This window comes from Nonomuraea roseola (assembly GCF_039535395.1).
Taxonomy (GTDB): Bacteria; Actinomycetota; Actinomycetes; order Streptosporangiales; family Streptosporangiaceae; genus Nonomuraea; species Nonomuraea roseola.
Genome location: NZ_BAAAXC010000006.1, coordinates 1 through 20,196, shown reverse-complemented (window position 1 = coordinate 20,196; position 20,196 = coordinate 1). Strand labels below are relative to the sequence as shown.

The following is a 20,196-nucleotide window of genomic DNA, read 5'->3' as shown; positions in this document are numbered from 1 at the left end:
GGGCTGCGTGGGCGTCCCCCCTCGCCCACGCCGCCAGCTCCGCGCGAGCCGGGCCGCTCCCCTCGAGCGGCCCGGCTCCCGCATTTCACCGGCTAGAACCGCACCTCACGGGCGCGGTACGGCTCGGCGAGGTAGTCGCGCTCCTTGTCGGTGAGGGCCAAGGACACCGCGGCCACCGCGTCGTCGATGTGCCTGTCCTTGGTCGCGCCCACGATCGGAGCCGTCACGCCCGGCTGTCCCAGCAGCCACGCCAGCGCCACCTGCGCGGCGGGCAGCCGGCGCTCACGTGCCACCTCGGCCACCCTGTCCAGGATGAGCGCGTCGTTGTCGGGGTCGTACAGGTAGTCGATCCTGCCGTCGGAGCCGCTGCGGGCGGTGCCCTCACCCGACTGCCCCGCGCGGGCCAGCGTGCCGCGCGCCAGCGGGCTCCACGGGATCACCCCGACGCCCTGGTCGGCGCAGAGCGGCAGCATCTCCCTCTCCTCCTCCCTGTAGAGAAGGTTGTAGTGCGGTTGCATGGAGACGAACCGCGTCCAGCCGTTGGCGGCGGCCACGTGCTGGGCCTTGGCGAACTGCCACGCCCACATCGAGGAGGCGCCGAGGTAGCGCGCCTTGCCCGCCTTCACTACCTCGTGCAGCGCCTCCATGGTCTCCTCGATGGGCGTCTCGTCGTCCCACCGGTGGATCTGGTACAGGTCCACGTAGTCGGTTCCGAGCCGCTCGAGCGAGGCGTCGATCGCGGCGTGGATGTGCTTGCGCGACAGGCCCCTGTCGTTCACGGCCTCACCGACGGGGAAGTACACCTTCGTGGCCAGGACATAGTCCTCACGCCTGGCGAAGATCTTGCGCAGCAGCCTTCCCGTCACGACCTCGCTGGCCCCGGAGGTGTAGACGTCGGCCGTGTCGAAGAAGGTGACGCCGGCCTCGGCCGCCCTGCGCACGATGGGCTCGGCCGCGTCCTCGGACAGCACCCAGTCCCACTCGCCCGGGTCGCCGTAGCTCATCATGCCCAGACAGATCCGGGAAACTTTCAATCCGGTGTTGCCAAGCCGTGTGTAGTCCATGAATGTCACTTTATGGGGGCCTGGTAGGCGTTCAAAGAGGATCAGAACCAAGCCCAAGTGAGGTGTCGATGGTCTCTGTCAAGCGCACAGCCGCCAGGATGCTGTTCGGATCCCGCTACAACAACGTGCCATGGGGGCAGCGGGTCTATGTCAGACCCGGCGAGCGCCTGATGCGCGAGGCGCAGTGGCGCCTCAGGCTCAGAAGCGCGCGCGTGATGTCCCTGGAGGAGTACAAGGCCACCGTCCCGCTCGGCGAGATCGAGGAGTTCCTCTCCTGCATGATGTGCGGGGACTCCCGCCAGCAACCCCTGTTCAAGCCGACAGGGGGCAGGAACTGGCGCTACCACGTCGTGCGCTGTCCCTCGTGCGGCTTCCTCTACCGCAACCCCAACATCAGGCCCGAACGGCTCGGCGACCTGTACGCCAACTCCTACAGCAGCTTCCTGACCGGCAAGTACGCCGCCAACAGGCAGCGCCGCTACCAGCTCACCATGGACGCCTTCGCGCCGGTCTTCGAGCACGGCGAGGGACGGCGGCTGCTCGACTTCGGCTGCGGAGCAGGCCTGTTCCTTGAGCTGGCGGAGCAGCGCGGCTTCGACGCCGTGGGAGTCGACCTCTCACCCGACTCCGTCGAGCAGGCCAACGCCAGGCTCACCAAGGCCAGGGCCTACTTCGGCGCCCCCGAGGACGTGCCCGAGATCGCCGCCGGCGGGTTCGACGTGGTCACGCTGTGGTCGGTGCTGGCCCACCTGCCGAGGCCGCTGGAGGACTTCGAGCGGTTCAGGCGCCTGCTGGCGCCCGGAGGGGTGCTGCTCATCCTCACGGTGAACGCCGGGTCGCTGCTGCTCAAGGCCTACGAGTCGGGGTGGAGCGGGTTCACCAAGAACCACCTGATGTTCTACTCCTCCGCCACGCTGCCCACACTGCTCGGCCGTACCGGCTTCAGCGGGGTGGCCTACGCGCCGCACTACGGCGACACGATCGAGGCGGGCACCTCGCAGCTGCCCGGACCGCTGCGCGCCAGGCTGCGGCGCGCGGTGGAGAACAGCGACGGCGGCAACATGATGCGCGCGCTGGCCTTCGCCGACGACGAGGCGATCAGCAGGTGGGGACAGCGGCTGCGGGTACGCAGGCTGTGACGTCGTGCCCCGCTCAGGGCACGATCATGGTCACGCCCGGCACCGAGCCGATCGAGGCGAGCGCCTTGCCGGCGTCGGCCAGTCCGATCGTGCGGGTGACGAGCTGGTCGGGGTGGAGCGTGCCGGCCCTGATCAGCTCCATCATCGGGGCGTAGGCGTGGGCGGCCATGCCGTGGCTGCCGAGCAGGCGCAACTCGTGGGCGATCACCCTGCCCATGGGCAGCGGCGTGTGCCCGCCGGGCAGCAGGCCCACCTGCACGTGGCGGCCCCTGCGGCGCAGGCTCTCGATCGAGGCGGCCGCGGTCTGTGGGCTGCCCAGCGCGTCGATCGAGACGTGCGCCCCGCCCCTGGTCAGCTCCCTGACCTGGTCGGCCGCGTCACCCGATGAGGCGTTGACGAAGTGGGTGGCGCCCGCCCGCTCGGCCAGGTGCAGCGCGTCGGTGCTGACGTCGACGGCCACGACGCGCGCCCCGGCGGCGGTGGCGATCATGATGGCGGACAGCCCGACGCCGCCGCACCCGTGCACCGCCACCCACTCGCCCGGCCTGGCCTCCCCGACGTGCGCGACGGCCCTGAAGGCGGTGGCGAAACGGCAGCCGAGGCCCGCGGCGGTGCTGAACTCCATGTCCTCGGGCACCGTGATGAGGTTGACGTCGGCGTGGTCGATCGCGACGTAGTCGGCGAAGGAGCCCCAGTGGGTGAAGCCGGGCTGCGTCTGCCGTTCGCACACCTGCTGCTCACCGGCCGCGCAGGCGGCGCACGAACCGCAGGCGCAGATGAAGGGGACGGTCACCCTGTCGCCCTCGCGCCAGCCGCGCACATCGGCCCCGACGGCCGCCACCACGCCCGCCAGCTCGTGACCTGGCACGTGCGGCAGCACCTTGATGTCGGGGTCGTGCCCCTGCCATCCGTGCCAGTCGCTCCTGCACAGGCCCGTGGCGGCCACCCTGATCACGACGCCGTGGGATGCGGGAGTGGGATCGGGCAGCTCCCGCAGGTCGAGCTCCCCGCCGAACAGGTCAAACGTCACCGCGCGCATCTCATGAGCTTAGAGTCACCTCCCGCAACCTGCGCAAGGCCTGGTGAGAGGGGGAGCCGGGTTCGGTGGTGTAGAGGACGAGCCGCAGGTCCTCCCTGTCGGGCACCGGCAGGACCTGGCAGATCGCCTCGATCACGCCGACGGCCGGGTGGGTGATCTGCTTGCGCTGCTCCCTGCGCACCTTCACCTCGTGCTCGGCCCACAGGGCGGCGAACTCGGGGCTGAGCGCGAGCATCTCCGCGACCAGCGCCTGGATGCCTGAGTCGCCGGGGTAACGGCCCGCCGCCCAGCGCAGGTCGGCGACAGAGGCGCGGGCGAAGCGGCCCTTCTCCTCGTCGCTCAGGTGCTCGGCCAGGTCGGGGGAGCGGAACACCCAGCGGATGACGTTCAGGTCGTCGCGCGGCCGGCTGTCGAGATCGCCCATGAGCGCGGCGGCCATCGGGTTCCACGCCAGGATGTCGTACTTCGCGTCGAGCACGTAGGCGGGCACCTCCTCCAGGAAGGCGATCAGGTGCAGGATCGACTGCGGCACGTCGCCGCGCAGCCGCTCGGGCTCCAGCGCCTGCCCCGCCAGATGGAACAGGTACGCGCGCTCGTCGGCGGACAGCATCAGCGCCCTGGACAGCGCGTTGAGCACCTGCCGCGAGGGGTGCGGGCCCCTGCCCTGCTCGAGGCGGATGTAGTAGTCGATCGACATGCCCGCCAGCTGGGCGACCTCCTGCCTGCGCAGCCCTGGAGTGCGGCGGCGCCCGCTCTCGGGCAGCCCCACCTCGCGGGGTGTCACCCGCGCGCGGCGGCTGCGCAGGAATTCGGCCAGCTCCTCACGGTTCATGCCGCCAGTCTCGTCCACCCGGCCGAAGCGTGGGTGGTACCGCCGATCCCAGCCTCGCGGGGTCTCTCCCGCCCGGCCACCGAGGCGACCAGCGTGGAGGCCATGACGACAGCTCTCATCACAGGCGCGAACAAGGGAATCGGCTTCGAGATCGCCAGGCGGCTCGGCGAACGCGGCATCACCGCGATCGTGGGAGCGCGGGACGAGGAGCGCGGCAGGGCCGCCGCGGAGCGGCTCGGGCAGCCGTACGTGCGGCTCGACGTCACCGACCCCGGCAGCGCGCAGGACGCGGCCAAGTGGATCGAGCAGGAGCACGGCGGCCTCGACATCCTGGTCAACAACGCGGGCGTCACCGTCTGGCAGGACGACGACAGGCCCAGCGCCACCTCCGCCGACGTGCTCAGGCAGGTCTACGAGGTCAACGTGTTCGGCGTCGTGACCGTCACCAACGCGATGCTGCCGCTGCTGCGGCGCTCACCGGCGGGCCGGATCGTGAACATGTCGAGCGAGCTCGGCTCCATCGCCATGGCGATCGACCCTGAGAGCCCCTTCTGGCCCTTCAACCTGATGGCCTACAACTCCTCCAAGGCCGCGCTCAACATGGTCACCGTCTCCTACGCCAAGGAGCTGTGGGACACCCCGATCAAGGTCAACGCCGCCAACCCCGGCTACTGCGCGACCGATCTCAACGGCCACACCGGCCACCGTACGGCCGAGCAGGGCGCGCAGATCGCCGTCCGCCTGGCCACCCTGGACGGCGAGGGCCCGAGCGGCGCCTATCTGCAGGACGAAGGGACACTTCCATGGTGAGGTGTGGACACCTTCTGACCGGACAGTAACCGGGGCATGGGACAAGATGTGGACAAGGAGCGCTTCTCCGAGGCGGATTACCTTCGCTTCGGGGAGCGCCTCACCGAGCAGCTGGCCGAGCTTCGCGGGCTGCTCGATAGACCGGGCTTCGGCGACGGCGTCACCACCGTGGGCGCCGAGCTCGAACTCTTCCTGATCGACGAGCGCGGCAGGCCGCTGCCGCGCAACGCCGAGGTGCTCGACAAGCTCGGTGACGACCGGCTGGTCGTGGAGCTCGGCCGCTACAACGTGGAGGCCAACCTCACCCCGCTGCCGCTGGCGGGCAGGCCGTTCACGGCGCTCGCGACCGAGATGCAGGAGCTGTTCAAGGCCGTCGACGGCGCGATCGACGGTGGGGGAGCGCTGCCCATCGGCATCCTGCCCACGCTCGGCACGGGCGACTTCACCCATGCCGCGATCAGCGACGAGGCGCGCTACCGCGCGATGGCCAGAGGCATGCGCAGGCTGCGGCTCGAGCCGTTCATCGTCCAGATCGACGAGCTCGAGCTGGAGGTGGAGGACATCATCCTGGAGGCGGCCAACACCTCGTGGCAGGTCCACCTGCGCACGCCCGCCTCCGAATTCGCCAGGCTCTACAACGCCGCCCAGCTGGCGATCGGTCCCGTGCTGGCCGCGAGCGGCAACTCGCCCCTGTTCCTGGGCAGGCAGCTGTGGGAGGAGACGAGGATCGCGCTGTTCGAGGAGGCTTCGGACGACCGTGACGTCGAACGCCGCTTCCGCAGGGACGGCCGCGTCACCTTCGGCTCCGACTGGGTGCGCTCGGGCGCCTTCGAGCTGTTCGAGCGGTACGTGCGCGACTACGAGCCGGTCATCCCCGCGCTGTCGGACGAGGGCGAGCTGCCCGAGCTGCGGCTGCACCTGGGCACGATCTGGCAGTGGAACAGGCCTGTCTTCGACCCGGCCGACGGCGGCCACCTCCGCATCGAGTTCCGCGCCCTTCCCGCCGGGCCCACCTGCGCCGACATGGCCGCCAACACCGCCTTCCTGCTCGGCCTCACGCTGGCGCTGGCCGAGAGGGACCTGACGGAGCTGCCCTTCGGCGACGCCTACCAGAACTTCTACCGCGCCGCCATGCGTGGACTGCAGACCAAGCTCACCTGGGAGGGGCAGGAGGTGCTCGCCTCCGACCTGGTGCTGTCGCTGCTGCCCGAGGCGAAGGCGGCGTTGCTGAGGGCGGGCGTCGACCCCGCCGACGCCGACCTCGACGTCATCGCCCAGCGCGTACGGCTGGGCCGTACGGGAGCGGTCTGGCAGCGGGAGACGCTGGCCGAGCTGGGAGGAGACAGTGAGGCGCTGGTGCGCAGGTATCACGAGAACGCGCTGACGGGATTGCCCGTGCACATGTGGCGATAACCGAACCAGAAGCCCCTTTCGCCCGTCAAACTATCCCAAAGACGGGGTAAAGCGAGGGCAAAGATGATGCTTCCTGCGGACAAGGCCGCTTTCACGCTGAGACGGGCGACGGGGACGCTGGCCGAGGGCGCCGACAAGCTCGCCGCCGACCTCGGCGCCGCGTCCGTGGAAGCGGTGCTGGCCCAGGCCAACAGGAAGGCGGTGCGCAAGGGGGCGCCCACCGCGTTCGGCACCATGCGGCCGAGGCCGCACGAGTGGTACGCCTTCGACGAGAAGGACAACGACACCCCCGACTGGTACCCGCAGGGCCTGACCTGCTCCGAGGACGCGGGCTCCGCGGGGGTGCCGGCCTTCGTCGCCAGCTGGTACTTCAAGCCCCTGCCCCCCGTGGCCGAGCGGGGCATCAGGGTGACGTTCCTGAGCCCGCAGACCCTGCGCTACCAGCACGCGCTGCTCGTGGAGGCCAGGCCGGACGGCTCCTACACCCCGATCAACATCCACGCGGGCGGGATCGCGTGGTACGGCGAGCACCTGTACGTCGCCGACACCAAGCGCGGCCTGCGCGTCTTCGACGTCGGCAAGATCCTCGACCTGCGGACGGTCCAGAGCGACCTGGGCGACGGGGCGCGGGTCGGCCGGTCGGAGGGCAGGTTCCACGCCTTCGGCTACCGGTACGTGATCCCGCAGACCGACTTCTGGCGGGTCGTCACGCCGGGGGCGCACTTCTCCTTCGTCGCGGTCGACCGCAGCACCAGCCCGCACACGCTGATCTCCGGCGAGTACGTGGGCGAGGCGCCGACCGGCAGGGTGGCCAGGTGGGCCCTCGACCTGACCGACGGGGTGCCGGTCGACGCGTACACGATGGGGCAGGCCAAGATCCAGGGGGCGGTGTCGCACGGCGGGAAGTGGTACCTCAGCCAGACCGTCGACGCCCGCTCGAACGGCAGGCTCGTCGTGGAGTCGGGCGGCAAGGTGTCGGTCAGGGCGTTCCCCGTCGGGCCCGAGGACCTGACGGTCTCGGGGAAGCGGCTGTGGAGCGTCACCGAGTTCAGGAACCGCAGAGTCATCTTCGGCGTCGACCTCTGACCTCCGGGCTATTCTTCCGATCGCTCCCGCGAGAAGCGGGTCAGCGCGGGGAGGGCAGGGGTCAGCCGTTGAGGTGGACCTGCAGCGCCCTGCGGTAGTCGCGGTCGAAGTCGTCGTAGCGGGCCCGTAGCCGCGCCCCCGGCCAGTCCTCCGGCAGCAGTTCGGCAGGCAGCAGCGGGTCGGCCAGCAGGTGCCGCAGCACCGCCGCCGACACCAGGAACCCCTCGGCCAGCCCTTCTGCCTGGCCGAGAGCCCGCTCCAGCCTGCCCGCCTCGGCCGCCCACCCGTCGAGGTCCCACAGCAGCGCCGTCGGATCCTCCCTCGGCCGCCCGTCGACGAGCGTGCACTGGGCGGTGACGATCTCCGGCCACCGTCTGATCAGGTTGGCGGGACGCAGCCAGGTGCCCTCCCGCAGCTCGGCCAGGCGCAGCGCCGTCATGGTGTGCCGCAGGGCCGCCCTGTCGGACGGCGCGCGCCGCTCGGCCGTCACGATCGCGATCTCCCACGTGCCGTCCCACGGCCTGGTGTGCGGGGAGCGGCTCTCGTCCTGCCTGGCCTGCCGCTCGCGCAGTCGCTCGGACAGCTCGTAGCGCCCGTCGTCCTGCACCAGGTCGCCGGCGGCGACCATGCGGGACAGCGCCACCCGCACGGTGCCCTCCGCGATGCCGAACACCTCCCCCACGCGCACGAGAGCCCTGCTCGGCAGGCGCGGAGGGTGGCTGCCGAGCAGCGCGCTCAGGACGGCGGAGCGGGCGGTGAGAGTATTACGGTCTTCCATCGTGTGTTGATTATATGTAACACTCCGAGAATGGCGAGCTATCTGATCGAACCCGTGGACGGCCCGAGCGGCCGCTACGACACCGCGCGCTACCAGGGAGCCGCGGGCCGCAACTGGTGGACGAGCGACCCCTCGCTGCAGTTGCTGATGCGCCGTCACCTCGGAGAGGGCTACAGCTGGGCCGAGCCCCACCTGTCCCGCCTCGGCGCGCTGATGGGCGGGCCGATCGCCGCCTACGCGGAGGAGACCGACCGCAACCCGCCCCGCCTGGAGAAGTACGACAGATGGGGCCGCGACGTCAGCCAGGTCGTCATGCCGCCGTCGTTCACGTCGGCTCGCGAGAAGCTCATGGCCGACAACTTCACCTCACCTGACTTCGCCGCCACCCGCGAAGGACAACGGCGCCGACCCCGCCGCGCTGGGCGCCGCCTGGACCTACCTGCTCGACCAGGCCGACATCGGGATGGGCTGCGCGCTGGGCACGGGCGGCGACATGGTGGTCTCCCTCGCCGAGAAGCACGCGCCCGCCGACGTCCTCGAACGAGTCCGCGCGATCTTCGCCCAACGGCTTCTACTCCGGCGAGGCCGCCCAGATGTTCACCGAGCGGACCGGCGGCTCCGACCTGGCCGCGCTGGAGGCCTCGGCCACGCCCGACGGGCAGGCGTGGAGCCTCACGGGCCTCAAGTGGTTCGCCTCCAACGCCAACGGGTCGGCGTTCGTGGTGCTGGCCAGGCTCCCCTCGGGCGACGTGGCGCCCTTCCTCGTGCTGTGGGAGCGCAGGGACGGCGCGCGCAACGCCGTACGGATCAGGAGACTGAAGGACAAGCTCGGCACCAGGTCGGTCGCCTCCGCCGAGGTCGAGTTCACCGGGGCGGAGGCCTTCCTCCTCGCGGGCTCGGGGTCGGGCTCGGGGCTCGGCACGATGATGAAGCTCACCAACGCCTCCAGGCTCGGCGTGGCCATGATGGGCCTCGGTGTCGCGCGCAGGGCGCTGGTGGAGTCCCTCTGCTACGCCTCGGCGCGCGAGGCTTTCGGCCGGCGCCTGATCGACCAGCCGCTCATGCGGCGCAAGCTGGCGAGCTCATCGTTGGAGGTCGAGGCCGTCCAGGCGCTGGTCTTCGACGGACATCTCGGCCCGCGGCTGCGCCTGGCCCCCGCGCTGGTCAAGCTGCGCGCCGCCAGGCTGGGGGTGCACGCCGCCAGCGACGCCATCGAGGTCCACGGCGGCAACGGCTACATCGAGCAGTGGCCGGTCGCCCGCCTGCTGCGCGACGCCCAGGTCAACCCCATCTGGGAGGGCGGCGACAACATCCTCTGCCTGGACGTACGGCGGGCGATGCTGAAGGAGGCGGCCCACGAGCCGTTCCTCGAGCGCCTGGCCGCGGCCGTCGAGCAGGCCCGCCCCGGCTCGGGAGACCTGGTCCGCGGGAGGATCGACGACCTCCGCAAGGCGATCACCGTCTGTCTCGCTCGACCCTGTCCACGGCGGAGGCGCGGCTGTATCCGCTGGCCCAGTTCATGGCGGACGTCTACGCGGCGGCTCTGCCTGCTCGAGCAGGCGGGCTGGGAGCAGCGCTCGGGGCACGGCGACCGCAAGGCCCTGTTCGCCCGCGCCTCTACGCCGACGCCCACCTGGCCGACCACGGCCCGCTGCGCGGCCCTCGACCGCCCGGCGGAGGACCTGGGACCGCTTCGACGACCTTGTCGCGGGAGCCGTCACGCTCTGATCTGGGCGGGGGCCGTTCTGAGCTAGGTTGCCAGTCATGAGTGAAATCGGCTTCGGTCTGGTGCTCGATGTCGCCGACCCGGACACGCTCGCGCCCTTCTGGGCCGAGGCGCTCCGTTACTCCGTGGTCGGCGGCGTGGGCGACTACGTCATGCTGCTCCCTGCGGGCCGCGGCGGCCCGCGTCTGCTCCTGCAGAAGGTGAAGGAGGGCAGGACCGGCAAGAACCGCAATGCACCTGGACATCGAGGCCGCCCGACATCGAGGCCGAGGCGGGCCGGTCTGGAGTCCCTCGGCGCCCGGCGGCTCACGAGCGGCCAGGTGGAGGAGCACGGTCACCGCTGGATCGTCATGGCCGACCCTGAGGGCAACGAGTTCTGCGTGGGCGAGTCCTGAGCCACCTGCATCCGCACGCGCCGCACAGGCGGAGGCTCAGGAGTCGGCGAAGGCGAGACCCCCTGGCCGCCAGCTCCTCCTCGAGGATCCTGATGGCCTTGGGCCCCACGCCCGTGGATGCGAAGCAGCTGCGCGGGCGTCACGCTCGTCAGCTGGTCGTAGCGGGTGTAGCCGTTGAGGGCCAGCTCGCGAGGGGCCAACCTGTGCCCATCCCGCGGCACGGGAACTCCGTCGGCTGCGCGGCATATCGTGAGTCGCCATCTCGCCCCTCCCTGGTCGCGAGCCGATGACCTGGATCACGGCGAGCCTAGATGACCCCACCCTCTCGGGCGCAGCCGCGCCGCCCCGCCACTGGCGCTGGCTACGATCGGCTGGCCCGGGGGAAGGCGCGGGCCGGACGAACGGAGATGCAGATTTACCGTGCGCGTCGAGAGGGAGGGCCGCCGTCACCACGGTGGTGCTCATCCCGCCCTGAGGCCCGTAACGCCGTCGACCGCGACGACCGCGACGCGCTGAGCGAGGCGTTCGCCGCGTTCGAGGAGTCTGACGCCTCGGTCGCCGTCCTGTGGGGCGAGGGCGGGACCTTCTGTGCCGGCGCCGATCTCAAGCGCGTCGACAACCACGTCGGCGAGGAGGGCGGCGGCCCGATGGGGCCGACCAGGATGCGGCTGTCCAAGACCGGTCATCGCGGCCGTCGCGGGCCCACGCGGGTGGCGGAGGCCTGGAGCTCGCGCTCTCTGGGTGCGACACTGCGGGTGGTCAAACTGCGGAGCAGCGCGGTCTCACGTGCCTGCTTCTGACACGCCGCTGGGTCCGTCCCGCCCTCGATTGGCGACGAGCGGCACCGTACAGGGCTGCGCCGCGCATCATCGGCTGTCCCACGACATGACCGCTGATGCCTCACCGTGCTAGCCGGTCCCCGCGGCGAGGCGCTGCGCATGGACTCGGCATACAGGCTCGTACCCCGAGGGGCGAGCCCCGCACGACGCGGCCGTCGGCTGCCGTCCGCGCAGCGACTGTAGCCAAGGTTGCGCTCGCAGGACGTGCCTGCGAGGCGACTAGGCTCGTAACACGCGCAGCGATGCAGTTCGCTGCGGATTAGCGGAGGCGATGCGGCATCAACGACGCTGACGGCACGCCTGTGGCTGCCCTCGTGCGAGGCGGCGCCCTACGGCGCCGCCGTCTAGTCGTGCGCGAGTGCGCCGGCCGTGCCTTAGCGGCGCGGTTTTCTCTGTGAGGGTGCCTCAGGGATCTTAGTCGGGGTCGACGCGCGCGCGTAAGGTGAGGACCTGATGCCTTGCGGGACATGTCGAACGGTGGTGACGATCACCAGTCCAGGATCGAGGTGGATATCTTTCCAGAGGTGCGGGCGGACGTCAAGCTCCGACCTGATCCGCTACTACCAGGCTGTCGCCGACGGTGCCCTGCGTGCGCGTACCTCTCGGACGACCATGATCTCAAGCGGTTCGTGCACGGCATCGAGCGCGGCCTTACTTCCAAGGAGCGCGCGCCGCCGACGCGTACCCGCCTGCCGAGGTCGCCGAGCTGGCAGCTACCGGTCGCCGGACGCCAGCGCGGCAGGAGGTCGTCGTCACCGACGGCCGTCAGCTGCTGTGGTGGTATCAACCTCGGCGTGCGTCGACCTCAACCCGCATCCGGTGCGCGCCGCCGATACTGTAGCCCACCGCCGGACAGAGCTGCGACATCGTACCGTCACGTACCCGGTGCCTAGGGTGCCATGTGCGCGACATGCGCTGAGACTACCGCGTCAGGTGGCATCGATGAGGTGGTCTCTGCGTGCCTGACCACGCCTCGACAGCTGGCCCAAGGACGACGGGCTCACGTGGCGTTCCACTGTCTGATGCCCGCATCACTGAACACGGCCCTCGCACCAGAGTGACGGAGCAGGCCGCCGAGGCCGTCGCCCGCGCGAGGTCGAGCGCCGCTGCGTCCCGACTAGGCCACACAGCAGATGGTGGAAGGAGGATAGAGGCATGGGCGTCTATCGTGCGACTACGTGACACGAGAACGCCTACGCGACCGCCACTCGTCGCCTCGGCCTGGACTCGGTCAGGCCGTCCGCGGTACGCGCCGCGTGTCCACTGCCGCTGACGTGGGGTAGCGAGGTGCCAGGTTGGCCGTCCGAGGAGTTACACGCATCGACACAGTGGCGCAACGAGGTTCGCCGCTCCTCGGCGACCCGCGTGTCGAGTCAGTGGGAGGACATGGATCTGCACGCCGGCTCGTGCTGGCACTCCTCGCAGCTGAGCTGAGTCGCAGTGGGCCGCGCCCGAGCGCCCGTAGCTGCGCCGCTGAGCTCGGAGATCGCTGAGGGGTCAGCAGCAGCAAGGAGCGAGTGTCGCTGGCGGCTCGAGGTCGCTGCGAAGCGCGCCCGCACCAGCCGGCGTGGAGATTCTCGAACGCCGACCAGACGCTGCTGGTGGACGGCCATGCGCGTCCGCAGACAGCGTATGGTACCATGCATACAGGCGCTCACCTGACAGCACGTGCCCGCCGACCTGCGTCCCGAGCAGGAGGCGCTGGAGAGTCGCATACAACCCGTGCCTGAGACTGCGCGCTCGCGCGCACGGCTAGACCACGCTGCGCACGGCGTTCCGTGCCCGTGGTCCATGTGACGTCGCTCACATGTTCGGAGTCCCGCGCGGTCGCAAATATCGGCGATGACTCGCCGTCACGGCGTGCACGCACGGCAGCTGGGCGAGACGCTGAAGTAGCCGGGGCATTGTGCACCGCCATCAGCAGCATGCGACTCGCCGTCGAGGTACTGCCCTAGTTGAAGCCGCGCCTGCCGGAGCAGGGATGGCGACAGCCTAGCCATCGCTCGTTCGGGATCGCGGCGCCAGCGCGCGCTGATCGGCCACCGTGTGATGAGCGGAGTCGCCGCGCAGGTAGCGCTGACGCGTCGCGGTAGCTGGGCCCTGGTCACAGATGCAGGTGTCGGCAGAAGTGCCTCCTCCACCCCGAAAAAGCGCGGCTCGTAAAGTCGTGTAATAGCCGAGCCTCTGTCGCGCAGTCGCGTCGAGATCAGCGCGACCGTGCCTCCTCCTGCGCTCAGAGTGGTCGGGAGAAGCCTCATCGTAGGTGAACGCGCCCATGCCGTGCGGCGACCTCGGCCCCGCTGCATCGACGATCGCAGGTCGAGCCGAAGTGCATCGCTGACAAATGCGCCGCTGCGGTCTGCCTGGATCTGCCAGGCGGACGGCCAGCAGGCTGGGTTGCGGAACCACCCTGGACGGTGTCCGCGCGCGCGCCTCGCCGCGGCCCGCACCAGTGCTGCCTGCGCGCGTCGGGGTAGTAGACGGCGGGAGTCGGCGCTGATCATGCCAGTCGTCGAAGAGTTAGGACGGGGCATCGAGCTGCCGACCTATGGACATGCGGGGTCGAGCGCCTGCTGAAGGCGTCCTCGCCCAGGTCGGAGTGGGGCGGTGTAGGTGAGATAGGCTCGAGTCGATCAGGTTGTGCAGGATGAGCGCGCCCGCGACGGTATGGCGGATGCACTCGAAGCATGCCCTCGACGGCGTCCTGTTCGTCAGCCGAGCACCATCTGCCAGCTCGGCCTCGTGCAGTTCGGGCCGCTCGCGAGGAAGCCTGTCGATCCGCAGGCTCCGGCCGCGCCACTGCAGACGGTAACTCCAGCGCTGAAGTGGTCTGAGACGCGAGCGCGGAGTCGCCTCGTGCCGGAGACCACAGCCCGTCGGGGAAGTAAATCGGCTGTACACCAGTCGCCGAGCTCCTGCGTCGAGACCTGCATGACACGCGCAACTCGCAGCTACGCTGGTGTTCAGCGCCGCGCACGCGCGAGTACGCACTCCATGGGCGACCTTAAGTCCCGTCGCGGCTCTGTACCACGGGCTTGACACGAGTGATTTTCGTACCCCGGACGGTCACGTCGTCGGCCAGCAGGCGGCATGGCCGATGTCCACGTTCCACACTCTCGGCCAGCGTTCGATGATACGGGCCGCCATGAGCGAGCAGGCGCACTCGCCGAGTCGGCCACCACGACCTTCCACGTACCGTGCGCGAGCAGAGGTCCTCAGACGCCGCATGAAGTGCGGTTCTCGCCGATCTACGCACCGGGGTCGCGGATATCGAGAGCAGGGAGCGCCGGCCCGTGCACATCGCGCAGGCGACAGCGTGGGCTGTACATGTCGACGCAGCGCCGTAGACCTGGGCGTGTCTGCGGGAGGGCCCCTGCTCCCTGCCCGCTCAGCGCGTCGGTCTCGTGGCCGCGGCGGCATGACGCGTGCCCATCCTGACAACCCTGCACGGTTGCGCCCGCGCCAGCACCCTCCACCGCGTCGTCGAGCCACCAGTCGCCGCGCACCGGCATCGTGGTCCGCCCTACGGACAGCCGAGCCTCGGCCGTGCCTCGCAGCGCGCGATCTCCAGGAGAATAGTCACACTCAGGCACCCCTAGCTGCAACCGGGCGTGCCTAAGCTTCCGTGAGCCTACGTTTGTGCGCGTGGTCCGACGCTGGTTTGACGCGAGAGTGGCCGCCGTGCACGGCGGCGGCCGCGCACTTCTTGACAGCTCCCCGCCGCGCGGCCCCCGCCGCGGCACCGAAGCCGCACTCGCAGCCCGGCCAAGAAGCGTGTCGACGCGTGGCTGCGCGCGGACAGAGAGGTCGCCGCGACGGCGAGCTCGCCCACGCCCCGCGCGCGGTGCATACGCTCGCGTGTTCGCCTACGACGTTCAGGGCGCCCGACAGTGGTCGCGAGGAAGCGTTAAGGGACCGCTGCGCCTGCCGGTACACGCCCACACAGCGTGCGCTGTAGCCGGGCGAGCGCATCAACGCGGCCTGCTGAGGATCGTGCTCAGGGCGCAAGGGGATCGAAGGTCTGACTACTCGTCGCCACCATGTCGAATGGCCGCCTGCGCCAATGCATCTGCTCGACGCCTGGCACAATGAGTGACCGCGGTACGCAGGGCATGCGCCGGTCGAGCTGATGCGCGAGCAGGCGGTCAAGACGATCGTTCACAGCGGGAAGTGGGACCCCAAGGCGTAGCCTAGTACAGCATCCAGGCCGGCCAGAGCGAGCGTCTGTGCCTGGTCACGATCGAGGGCGGCGCGATGCTGATGCACGCACTGTCAAGCGCGAAGGCGCGGACGGCTACGATGTGACGCTCGACCGCTACCGTCGCACAGCGCGACACCTGATCCGCAGCGCGGGCGACGCCACCGGTCGGCCCAGGCTATGCATCACGCTGAGGCGCATCGCCTGGCACGACCAGGCGCGCGCCGACGCTCTCGCAGTTGAGCGTGAGCGGATCCGACAGAGCGGGCTCTGAGCGTGTCACCTCGTAGACGTACGCGCCTTCGAGCCCTTGACGTGCACATCAGTCATCAGCGCCGCCCTCGTACGGACGGAGGCGACAGACGCTCGCCTGGCAGCCCTGGACCGGGTGTACCGGCACGCCGCTTGCTGGGTCCCAGCTTCACCCACATGAAGATCGTCTTGATCGCGGCGGCCGCCGCGCTGCGCGACCTGGCATCCTGCCACTGGGTCGCGGTCACAGCCTTGTGGCAGGCGTCGAGCATGTAGATGCTTGGCGACGCGACGGCACTCAGACAGGTGAGCGCGGAGTATAGACCTTCCGTCACCTTGTGCTGCCCGAGACGATCATAGCAGGCTCCGTGAGCTCAGCCCGGGTCACTGCGCTACGCTGGTGCGCGTGAACCGGCAGGCGCCTGGGATCGCCGTCACCACGAGCTCCTGCGAACCATGTCGGGCGCCGACTGAACGGGTAGGCGAGACACAGCTGCGTTCACCGCGGCACGGGCGTGGCGAGCTTCGCTCCGCTGGCTGCCTCCTGTCCGCGCGCTAGCACGCGTCGAACACAGGCTTCCTTGGCGGTGGTCGGCGGACTCACGGTGCCGCGGCGTGGCGCCGGCGGCGGGGAGCGTCAAGGTCGCGGCCCGGCCGCCTGCGGCGGCCACACCGTCAACCAGAGTCGCTGGACCCGCGCGCCAAAGGACTAGCGTACAAGAACGGGCTTGCACGCCGGTGCAGTGCCTGAGGGTGGCCTGATGGACTCTCACTGGAGAATCGCCGTCGAGCAGGCAGGCTCGAGCCTGTCCCCAGAGGCGGGTGCGCGGTGGTGCGCGGCGCTCGCTGATGGCGAGACGGCGAGGAGTGCTGGCGCGGGACCGCAACCGCTAGGGTCTGCAGTGAGGGCAGCGTCATCCGCTCACGTGCGAGAACCGAGCGCGCTGGAGTGCGCAGGGCGTCAGGCTCCCCGACGCCCAGGTCTACCGGCTGCGCAGACATGTACACCACGCATGTCGCCCTCAGCTGCGATGTGCACGGTGGGCGCATCCTGCTCTGACGAGATCACCCCGGGTGGTGATCGCGAGTAAGCCCAGCACCTTCATGGTGCGCGAGACGCATCGTGCTAGCGTCGCACAGGGATGGAGGTCGTGGTGGCGCACTCGGCGCGAGAGTGCCGCTCGCCTCATGTGCGGCCTTCATACGAACGCTGCCGGAGGTGTAGGAAAAACGAGGAGCATCGGCCAGCCGTCCTCGCCGTTGGCCGAGCGTGACACGTCCGGTACACTGAAAATCACCCTCATAGCCGTACGGCGCGCGCGGCCTAAGAGTCGCCCCATGGCATCTACTGGGACGCGTGCCGCGGAGCTAGAAACCCGAGCTGCTGGAGTGTTCGCGTCTGTCCAGGCAGAGGCTTACAGCGCAGGAGCTGCGGCGCCTGCGTGTACAGCCCGAATTCTTCCCCGACGAGGGGTGGTCACGGACGTCAGGCGAGCCGTCAGCCGCGCGTCAGTCGCTCGACCCCTTCGACGCGCTGGAGTACCGTGCTGCCGGCGTGGCGACCTGCTGATCGACAGGTTCCGTGGACCGATTGACGGCTCCGAACTGCACGACGTGGCTCTCGACGCGTGCGATGGTGACAATCGGCGGCAAGGACGTCGGACAGCACCCCTCGCTCGAGGCATCTTCGAGGTCCGTCACCGTCGCGGGCTCACGCGCTCATCCTAGCATCAACCTGATCGACGAGCTCCGACCTGACACCGCCACTATCGCGACCTGGGCAGATGGACGCGGGCTTCGAGGCGCCTACGACCCCGTGCATTGTTCATAGGTCGGCAGGCTCCATCACCCGAGTCTCACCTTCGACGACTGGATGCATCGCGCCACTGCTCCGCCGTCTACAGCCCTCGCTGGTGGAGGTAGACGACGCGCAGCATTTAGGCAGCATGGTGCAGGCGCGCGCGCAGAGGCCGCAGCTGCAGAGACACCCTGTGACAGGGAGTTCCGCGCAACCCCGCGCTCGTCCGGTCTGCGCGATGGTGCCAAAGTGATGCTGTCAGATGGTGCTGGCCGAGGCCTGGCGAATCCGCGCGCAGCGGCGGCAGTTCAGCGAGCACTATCGGCTCCGACCTGGTCGTGCTGCAGCGGGGCCGAGAGGCGCCGCCGCGATGGCGCGCGGTCACCTCGATGAGCTTCTCGCGACGCATCTGGACGCAGGATAGGAGACGGTCCGACGGATCTTCGACTGAGCGCAGACGGTGGCCTCGCTTCATCTACACGACTCGGCCTAGCAGGCTGGAGGAGGCCTTCGCCGACCCCGTCCGCTAGGTCGACTCAGGGCCTGCGCTAACCGCGATCGCGTGTTCAGCCGCACTACCTGCGCGCGACGTCCGCTCTCACCCGGTGCCTGCATCAGGACGCCTGGTCGCCCGCAGATCCACGACAGCGGGTGCAGGCAGGTTCTGTTCGCCACCCTCGCGGCACGGCGCGGCTTCACTGCAGCTGCAGACGGCGATGGCGCTGGCTGGAGGGCGGCACTAAGCCACGGCTACTTCAGACACTCGTCACAGTAGCTGCCGGCGCTGGCACGCCCGCTGACGGCGTGGTCCAGTTCGCCGAGTTCGGACCCGCAGACCGTCGATACAGGAGCCGTCCAGGACACCGGGCTGACGCCCCGCAAGCGGGTCTAGCCGCGTGCGCGCAGTCCTCAGGCCAGGGTGTAGTCGATCTCCAGCGCTCCTGCTCGGGACGCAGGTCGGCGGGCACGTGCTGCAGGTTGAGGACCCTGATGCTGGTCCATACGCTGCGTGCGCTGTCGCGCACTGCCGTCTAGCACATGGTCGGCGGTAGGTTCGGTAGGAACTCACCACTGGGACCGGCTACTGGTGGCGCGCGGCCTTACCAGCGCTCGCGAGCCCGTGCAGCAGTCTACGTCCTACTGGCTGCGCCCACTCGGCGATTACACGTATCAGCTGGCTAGCTCGAGTGCTGCTCGGCGCGGCCTGGCGACTGCGCGTTCGCCGATCGAGCGAGGGAGGGCCAGCGAGCCGTGCTGTGTGCAGATCCATGTCCTCCCACGGGTCGCGCGCGCGGCGAACCTTCTGGCACGGTGTCGATCGTGACTCCTACGGGCGGCACCCGATGGCACCGCTCGTCCACGTCAGCGGCCCAGTGGCCACGGCCGCGTGTGCGGTCATGTGGGTTGCGGGTGGTTGGTGGCGGCGTCACGGACTCTGGCTAGCGACTGACCGAGTAGGCCGAGCGACGGTGGCAGGTTCGTAGTGTCGTATCGCTGTTGGAGTCGCCGACGACGACGCCCTGGCTCGCACTCTCTCCTTCCACCATCTGCTTGGTGCCAGGTCAGCGCAGCCGGCGCTCGACCTCGCGGGCGTACGGCCTGCGGCGGCGGCCCTGCGTACTGGGCTGAAGGGCCAGTCGGGGGTGATGCCGGCTATAGACGTGGAAGCACGTGAGCAGACGTGCTTGGCCAGGTCGTGTCAGGCCGTGGATCGGACGAGCACACCTCTACTGAGCCATCCCGGCGACGGTCGCCACCGACCTGGGCCCCGACCTGGGCACCTGCGCACCGGGCGATGTCGAGCTCGTATGCGCAGACTCTGTCGAGGGTGGGCGACAGACTTCGGCGGCGCGCGACCGGATTGCGGGTTGACGGGCGACGCATGCCGTATGGTTGACCACTCCACAGCATGCTGACGACGTCGGTGACGACGACCTACATCCGCGTCTGCGTCCCGACCCCGGTAGCGCAGCGTCGCGCGAGCCCTCGACCCAGGCGCGGGACGCGCTTGGCCACGGGAGCGACGCTTCTGGAAGAGAGGGTACGCCATCCTGTACTCGAGGCGCCTGTGAACGCGAACCGCTTGTAGGAATCATGGGTAGTCGTACGAGAGCGTCCACGCAGCCGGCACCGTCGTGTCGACAGCCTGCCGGTAGTAGCGGTTATCAGGTCGCGAGACCATTAGGTGCTCCGCACGCGCCCTCTAGTAAAGACTCACCTATGTGCCTGTGGCTGGATTGGATCCGTCACAACTTGGGCACCGTCAGATGTCCGGCTGATGTCCTCACCATTACGCTGGCAGCCACCGACAAGATCCCTGGCGCCTCGAGGTAGAAGTGTCCGCCGTGGCGGCCACGGCGCCCTCTGACGACCAACAGCCGTGGCGGCGCACCGTGCGCCGCCGCGCGCGCGAGGGCGGCCACGCCGTGCGCGCAGCTCGTTGTCACATCGCCTTCCGCGCTCCGGCAGGCCGAGACTGAACTCGGTCTAGCGCGGAGCAGCCTGTCGCCCTCGCCTCATGCACGCCTGCGGGTGAACCTGGCCAGGACTGCTTGACGAGACGCGGCTCTCGGCCGCCCTGGCGTGGCCTGCTTTTTTGTTGGGGACGTCGGGTACGAGCGCGTGAATGTTCGGCCCAGCCTGTTGGCCAGTCCCATGCGTCAGCGCCTCGCCGGCGGGGACCGGCCTGCGTGTGACGGATCACAGGTCCATGCGTGGGACAGGCCGCACTGAGGCGCGGCAGCCGTACGGTGCATGGCCGTCGGAGTCCAGGGGTACGGCGCCCAGCGGCGCAGAAGAACGCCAGAAACCGCGGCTCACGTCGCTC

General features: G+C 69.7%; 11 protein-coding genes and 1 pseudogene. 8 read left to right on the top strand and 4 right to left on the bottom strand.

Translation table 11 applies throughout. The features are described 5' to 3' along the window. Positions 1-92 precede the first annotated feature (92 nt). Complete coding sequence (locus ABFX55_RS05795) at positions 93-1,064, bottom strand: aldo/keto reductase (protein ID WP_346118338.1); 972 nt, start codon at positions 1,062-1,064, stop codon at positions 93-95. A gap of 68 nt (positions 1,065-1,132) precedes the next feature. On the opposite strand from ABFX55_RS05795, the gene ABFX55_RS05790 reads away from it, so the two are divergent. After that, positions 1,133-2,203 (top strand): class I SAM-dependent methyltransferase, encoded by a 1,071-nt coding sequence (locus tag ABFX55_RS05790; RefSeq protein WP_346118336.1) that lies wholly within the window; start codon positions 1,133-1,135, stop codon positions 2,201-2,203. 13 nt (positions 2,204-2,216) lie between these two features. On the opposite strand, the gene ABFX55_RS05785 is transcribed toward ABFX55_RS05790, so the two are convergent. Both ABFX55_RS05785 and ABFX55_RS05780 read right to left on the bottom strand, forming a co-directional pair. Further along, positions 2,217-3,242 carry a zinc-dependent alcohol dehydrogenase family protein gene (locus tag ABFX55_RS05785; RefSeq protein ID WP_346118334.1) on the bottom strand — a complete coding sequence of 342 codons (1,026 nt, stop codon included), beginning with the start codon at positions 3,240-3,242 and terminating at the stop codon, positions 2,217-2,219. A gap of 1 nt (position 3,243) precedes the next feature. Beyond that, positions 3,244-4,074, bottom strand: a complete 831-nt coding sequence (locus ABFX55_RS05780) for a helix-turn-helix transcriptional regulator (protein ID WP_346118332.1) — start codon at positions 4,072-4,074, stop codon at positions 3,244-3,246. Positions 4,075-4,176: 102 nt separating this feature from the next. On the opposite strand from ABFX55_RS05780, the gene ABFX55_RS05775 reads away from it, so the two are divergent. The 3 genes from ABFX55_RS05775 (at position 4,177) to ABFX55_RS05765 (ending at position 7,383) form a co-directional block, all read left to right on the top strand. Then, positions 4,177-4,884, top strand: a complete 708-nt coding sequence (locus tag ABFX55_RS05775; RefSeq protein WP_346118330.1) for an SDR family oxidoreductase — start codon at positions 4,177-4,179, stop codon at positions 4,882-4,884. Positions 4,885-4,920: 36 nt separating this feature from the next. Next, positions 4,921-6,297: a glutamate-cysteine ligase family protein gene (locus ABFX55_RS05770; protein WP_346118328.1), complete on the top strand. Its 1,377-nt coding sequence runs from the start codon at positions 4,921-4,923 to the stop codon at positions 6,295-6,297. A 63-nt stretch (positions 6,298-6,360) separates the two neighbouring features. Next, positions 6,361-7,383 carry a hypothetical protein gene (locus ABFX55_RS05765; protein WP_346118327.1) on the top strand — a complete coding sequence of 341 codons (1,023 nt, stop codon included), beginning with the start codon at positions 6,361-6,363 and terminating at the stop codon, positions 7,381-7,383. A 61-nt stretch (positions 7,384-7,444) separates the two neighbouring features. On the opposite strand, the gene ABFX55_RS05760 is transcribed toward ABFX55_RS05765, so the two are convergent. Continuing rightward, entirely contained in the window at positions 7,445-8,161 is a 717-nt protein-coding gene (locus ABFX55_RS05760) for a PaaX family transcriptional regulator C-terminal domain-containing protein (protein WP_346118325.1), read from the bottom strand. Between the two features lie 30 nt (positions 8,162-8,191). Here ABFX55_RS05760 and ABFX55_RS05755 point away from each other — a divergent pair. From ABFX55_RS05755 to ABFX55_RS05740, 4 genes and pseudogenes are all read left to right on the top strand, one after another. Next, positions 8,192-8,488, top strand: a pseudogene (locus tag ABFX55_RS05755) (DNA alkylation response protein); the annotation flags it as partial. 266 nt (positions 8,489-8,754) lie between these two features. Further along, positions 8,755-9,915, top strand: coding sequence for an acyl-CoA dehydrogenase family protein (locus ABFX55_RS05750; protein WP_346118323.1), 1,161 nt, complete (start codon positions 8,755-8,757; stop codon positions 9,913-9,915). 10 nt (positions 9,916-9,925) lie between these two features. Continuing rightward, entirely contained in the window at positions 9,926-10,282 is a 357-nt protein-coding gene (locus tag ABFX55_RS05745; RefSeq protein WP_346118321.1) for a VOC family protein, read from the top strand. Between the two features lie 407 nt (positions 10,283-10,689). Next, the gene (locus tag ABFX55_RS05740; protein WP_346118319.1) at positions 10,690-11,082 is read left to right on the top strand and encodes an enoyl-CoA hydratase-related protein; all 393 of its coding nucleotides are present in this window, start codon (positions 10,690-10,692) and stop codon (positions 11,080-11,082) included. The last annotated feature ends 9,114 nt before the right edge of the window (positions 11,083-20,196 follow it).

Bases quoted from the DNA above. Each gene is read 5' to 3' on its own strand.
- ABFX55_RS05795 (WP_346118338.1), bottom strand. From the start codon at position 1,064: ATGGACTACACACGGCTTGGCAACACCGGATTGAAAGTTTCCCGGATC.
- ABFX55_RS05790 (WP_346118336.1), top strand. From the start codon at position 1,133: ATGGTCTCTGTCAAGCGCACAGCCGCCAGGATGCTGTTCGGATCCCGC.
- ABFX55_RS05785 (WP_346118334.1), bottom strand. From the start codon at position 3,242: ATGCGCGCGGTGACGTTTGACCTGTTCGGCGGGGAGCTCGACCTGCGG.
- ABFX55_RS05780 (WP_346118332.1), bottom strand. From the start codon at position 4,074: ATGAACCGTGAGGAGCTGGCCGAATTCCTGCGCAGCCGCCGCGCGCGG.
- ABFX55_RS05775 (WP_346118330.1), top strand. From the start codon at position 4,177: ATGACGACAGCTCTCATCACAGGCGCGAACAAGGGAATCGGCTTCGAG.
- ABFX55_RS05770 (WP_346118328.1), top strand. From the start codon at position 4,921: ATGGGACAAGATGTGGACAAGGAGCGCTTCTCCGAGGCGGATTACCTT.
- ABFX55_RS05765 (WP_346118327.1), top strand. From the start codon at position 6,361: ATGATGCTTCCTGCGGACAAGGCCGCTTTCACGCTGAGACGGGCGACG.
- ABFX55_RS05760 (WP_346118325.1), bottom strand. From the start codon at position 8,161: ATGGAAGACCGTAATACTCTCACCGCCCGCTCCGCCGTCCTGAGCGCG.
- ABFX55_RS05750 (WP_346118323.1), top strand. From the start codon at position 8,755: ATGTTCACCGAGCGGACCGGCGGCTCCGACCTGGCCGCGCTGGAGGCC.
- ABFX55_RS05745 (WP_346118321.1), top strand. From the start codon at position 9,926: ATGAGTGAAATCGGCTTCGGTCTGGTGCTCGATGTCGCCGACCCGGAC.
- ABFX55_RS05740 (WP_346118319.1), top strand. From the start codon at position 10,690: ATGCAGATTTACCGTGCGCGTCGAGAGGGAGGGCCGCCGTCACCACGG.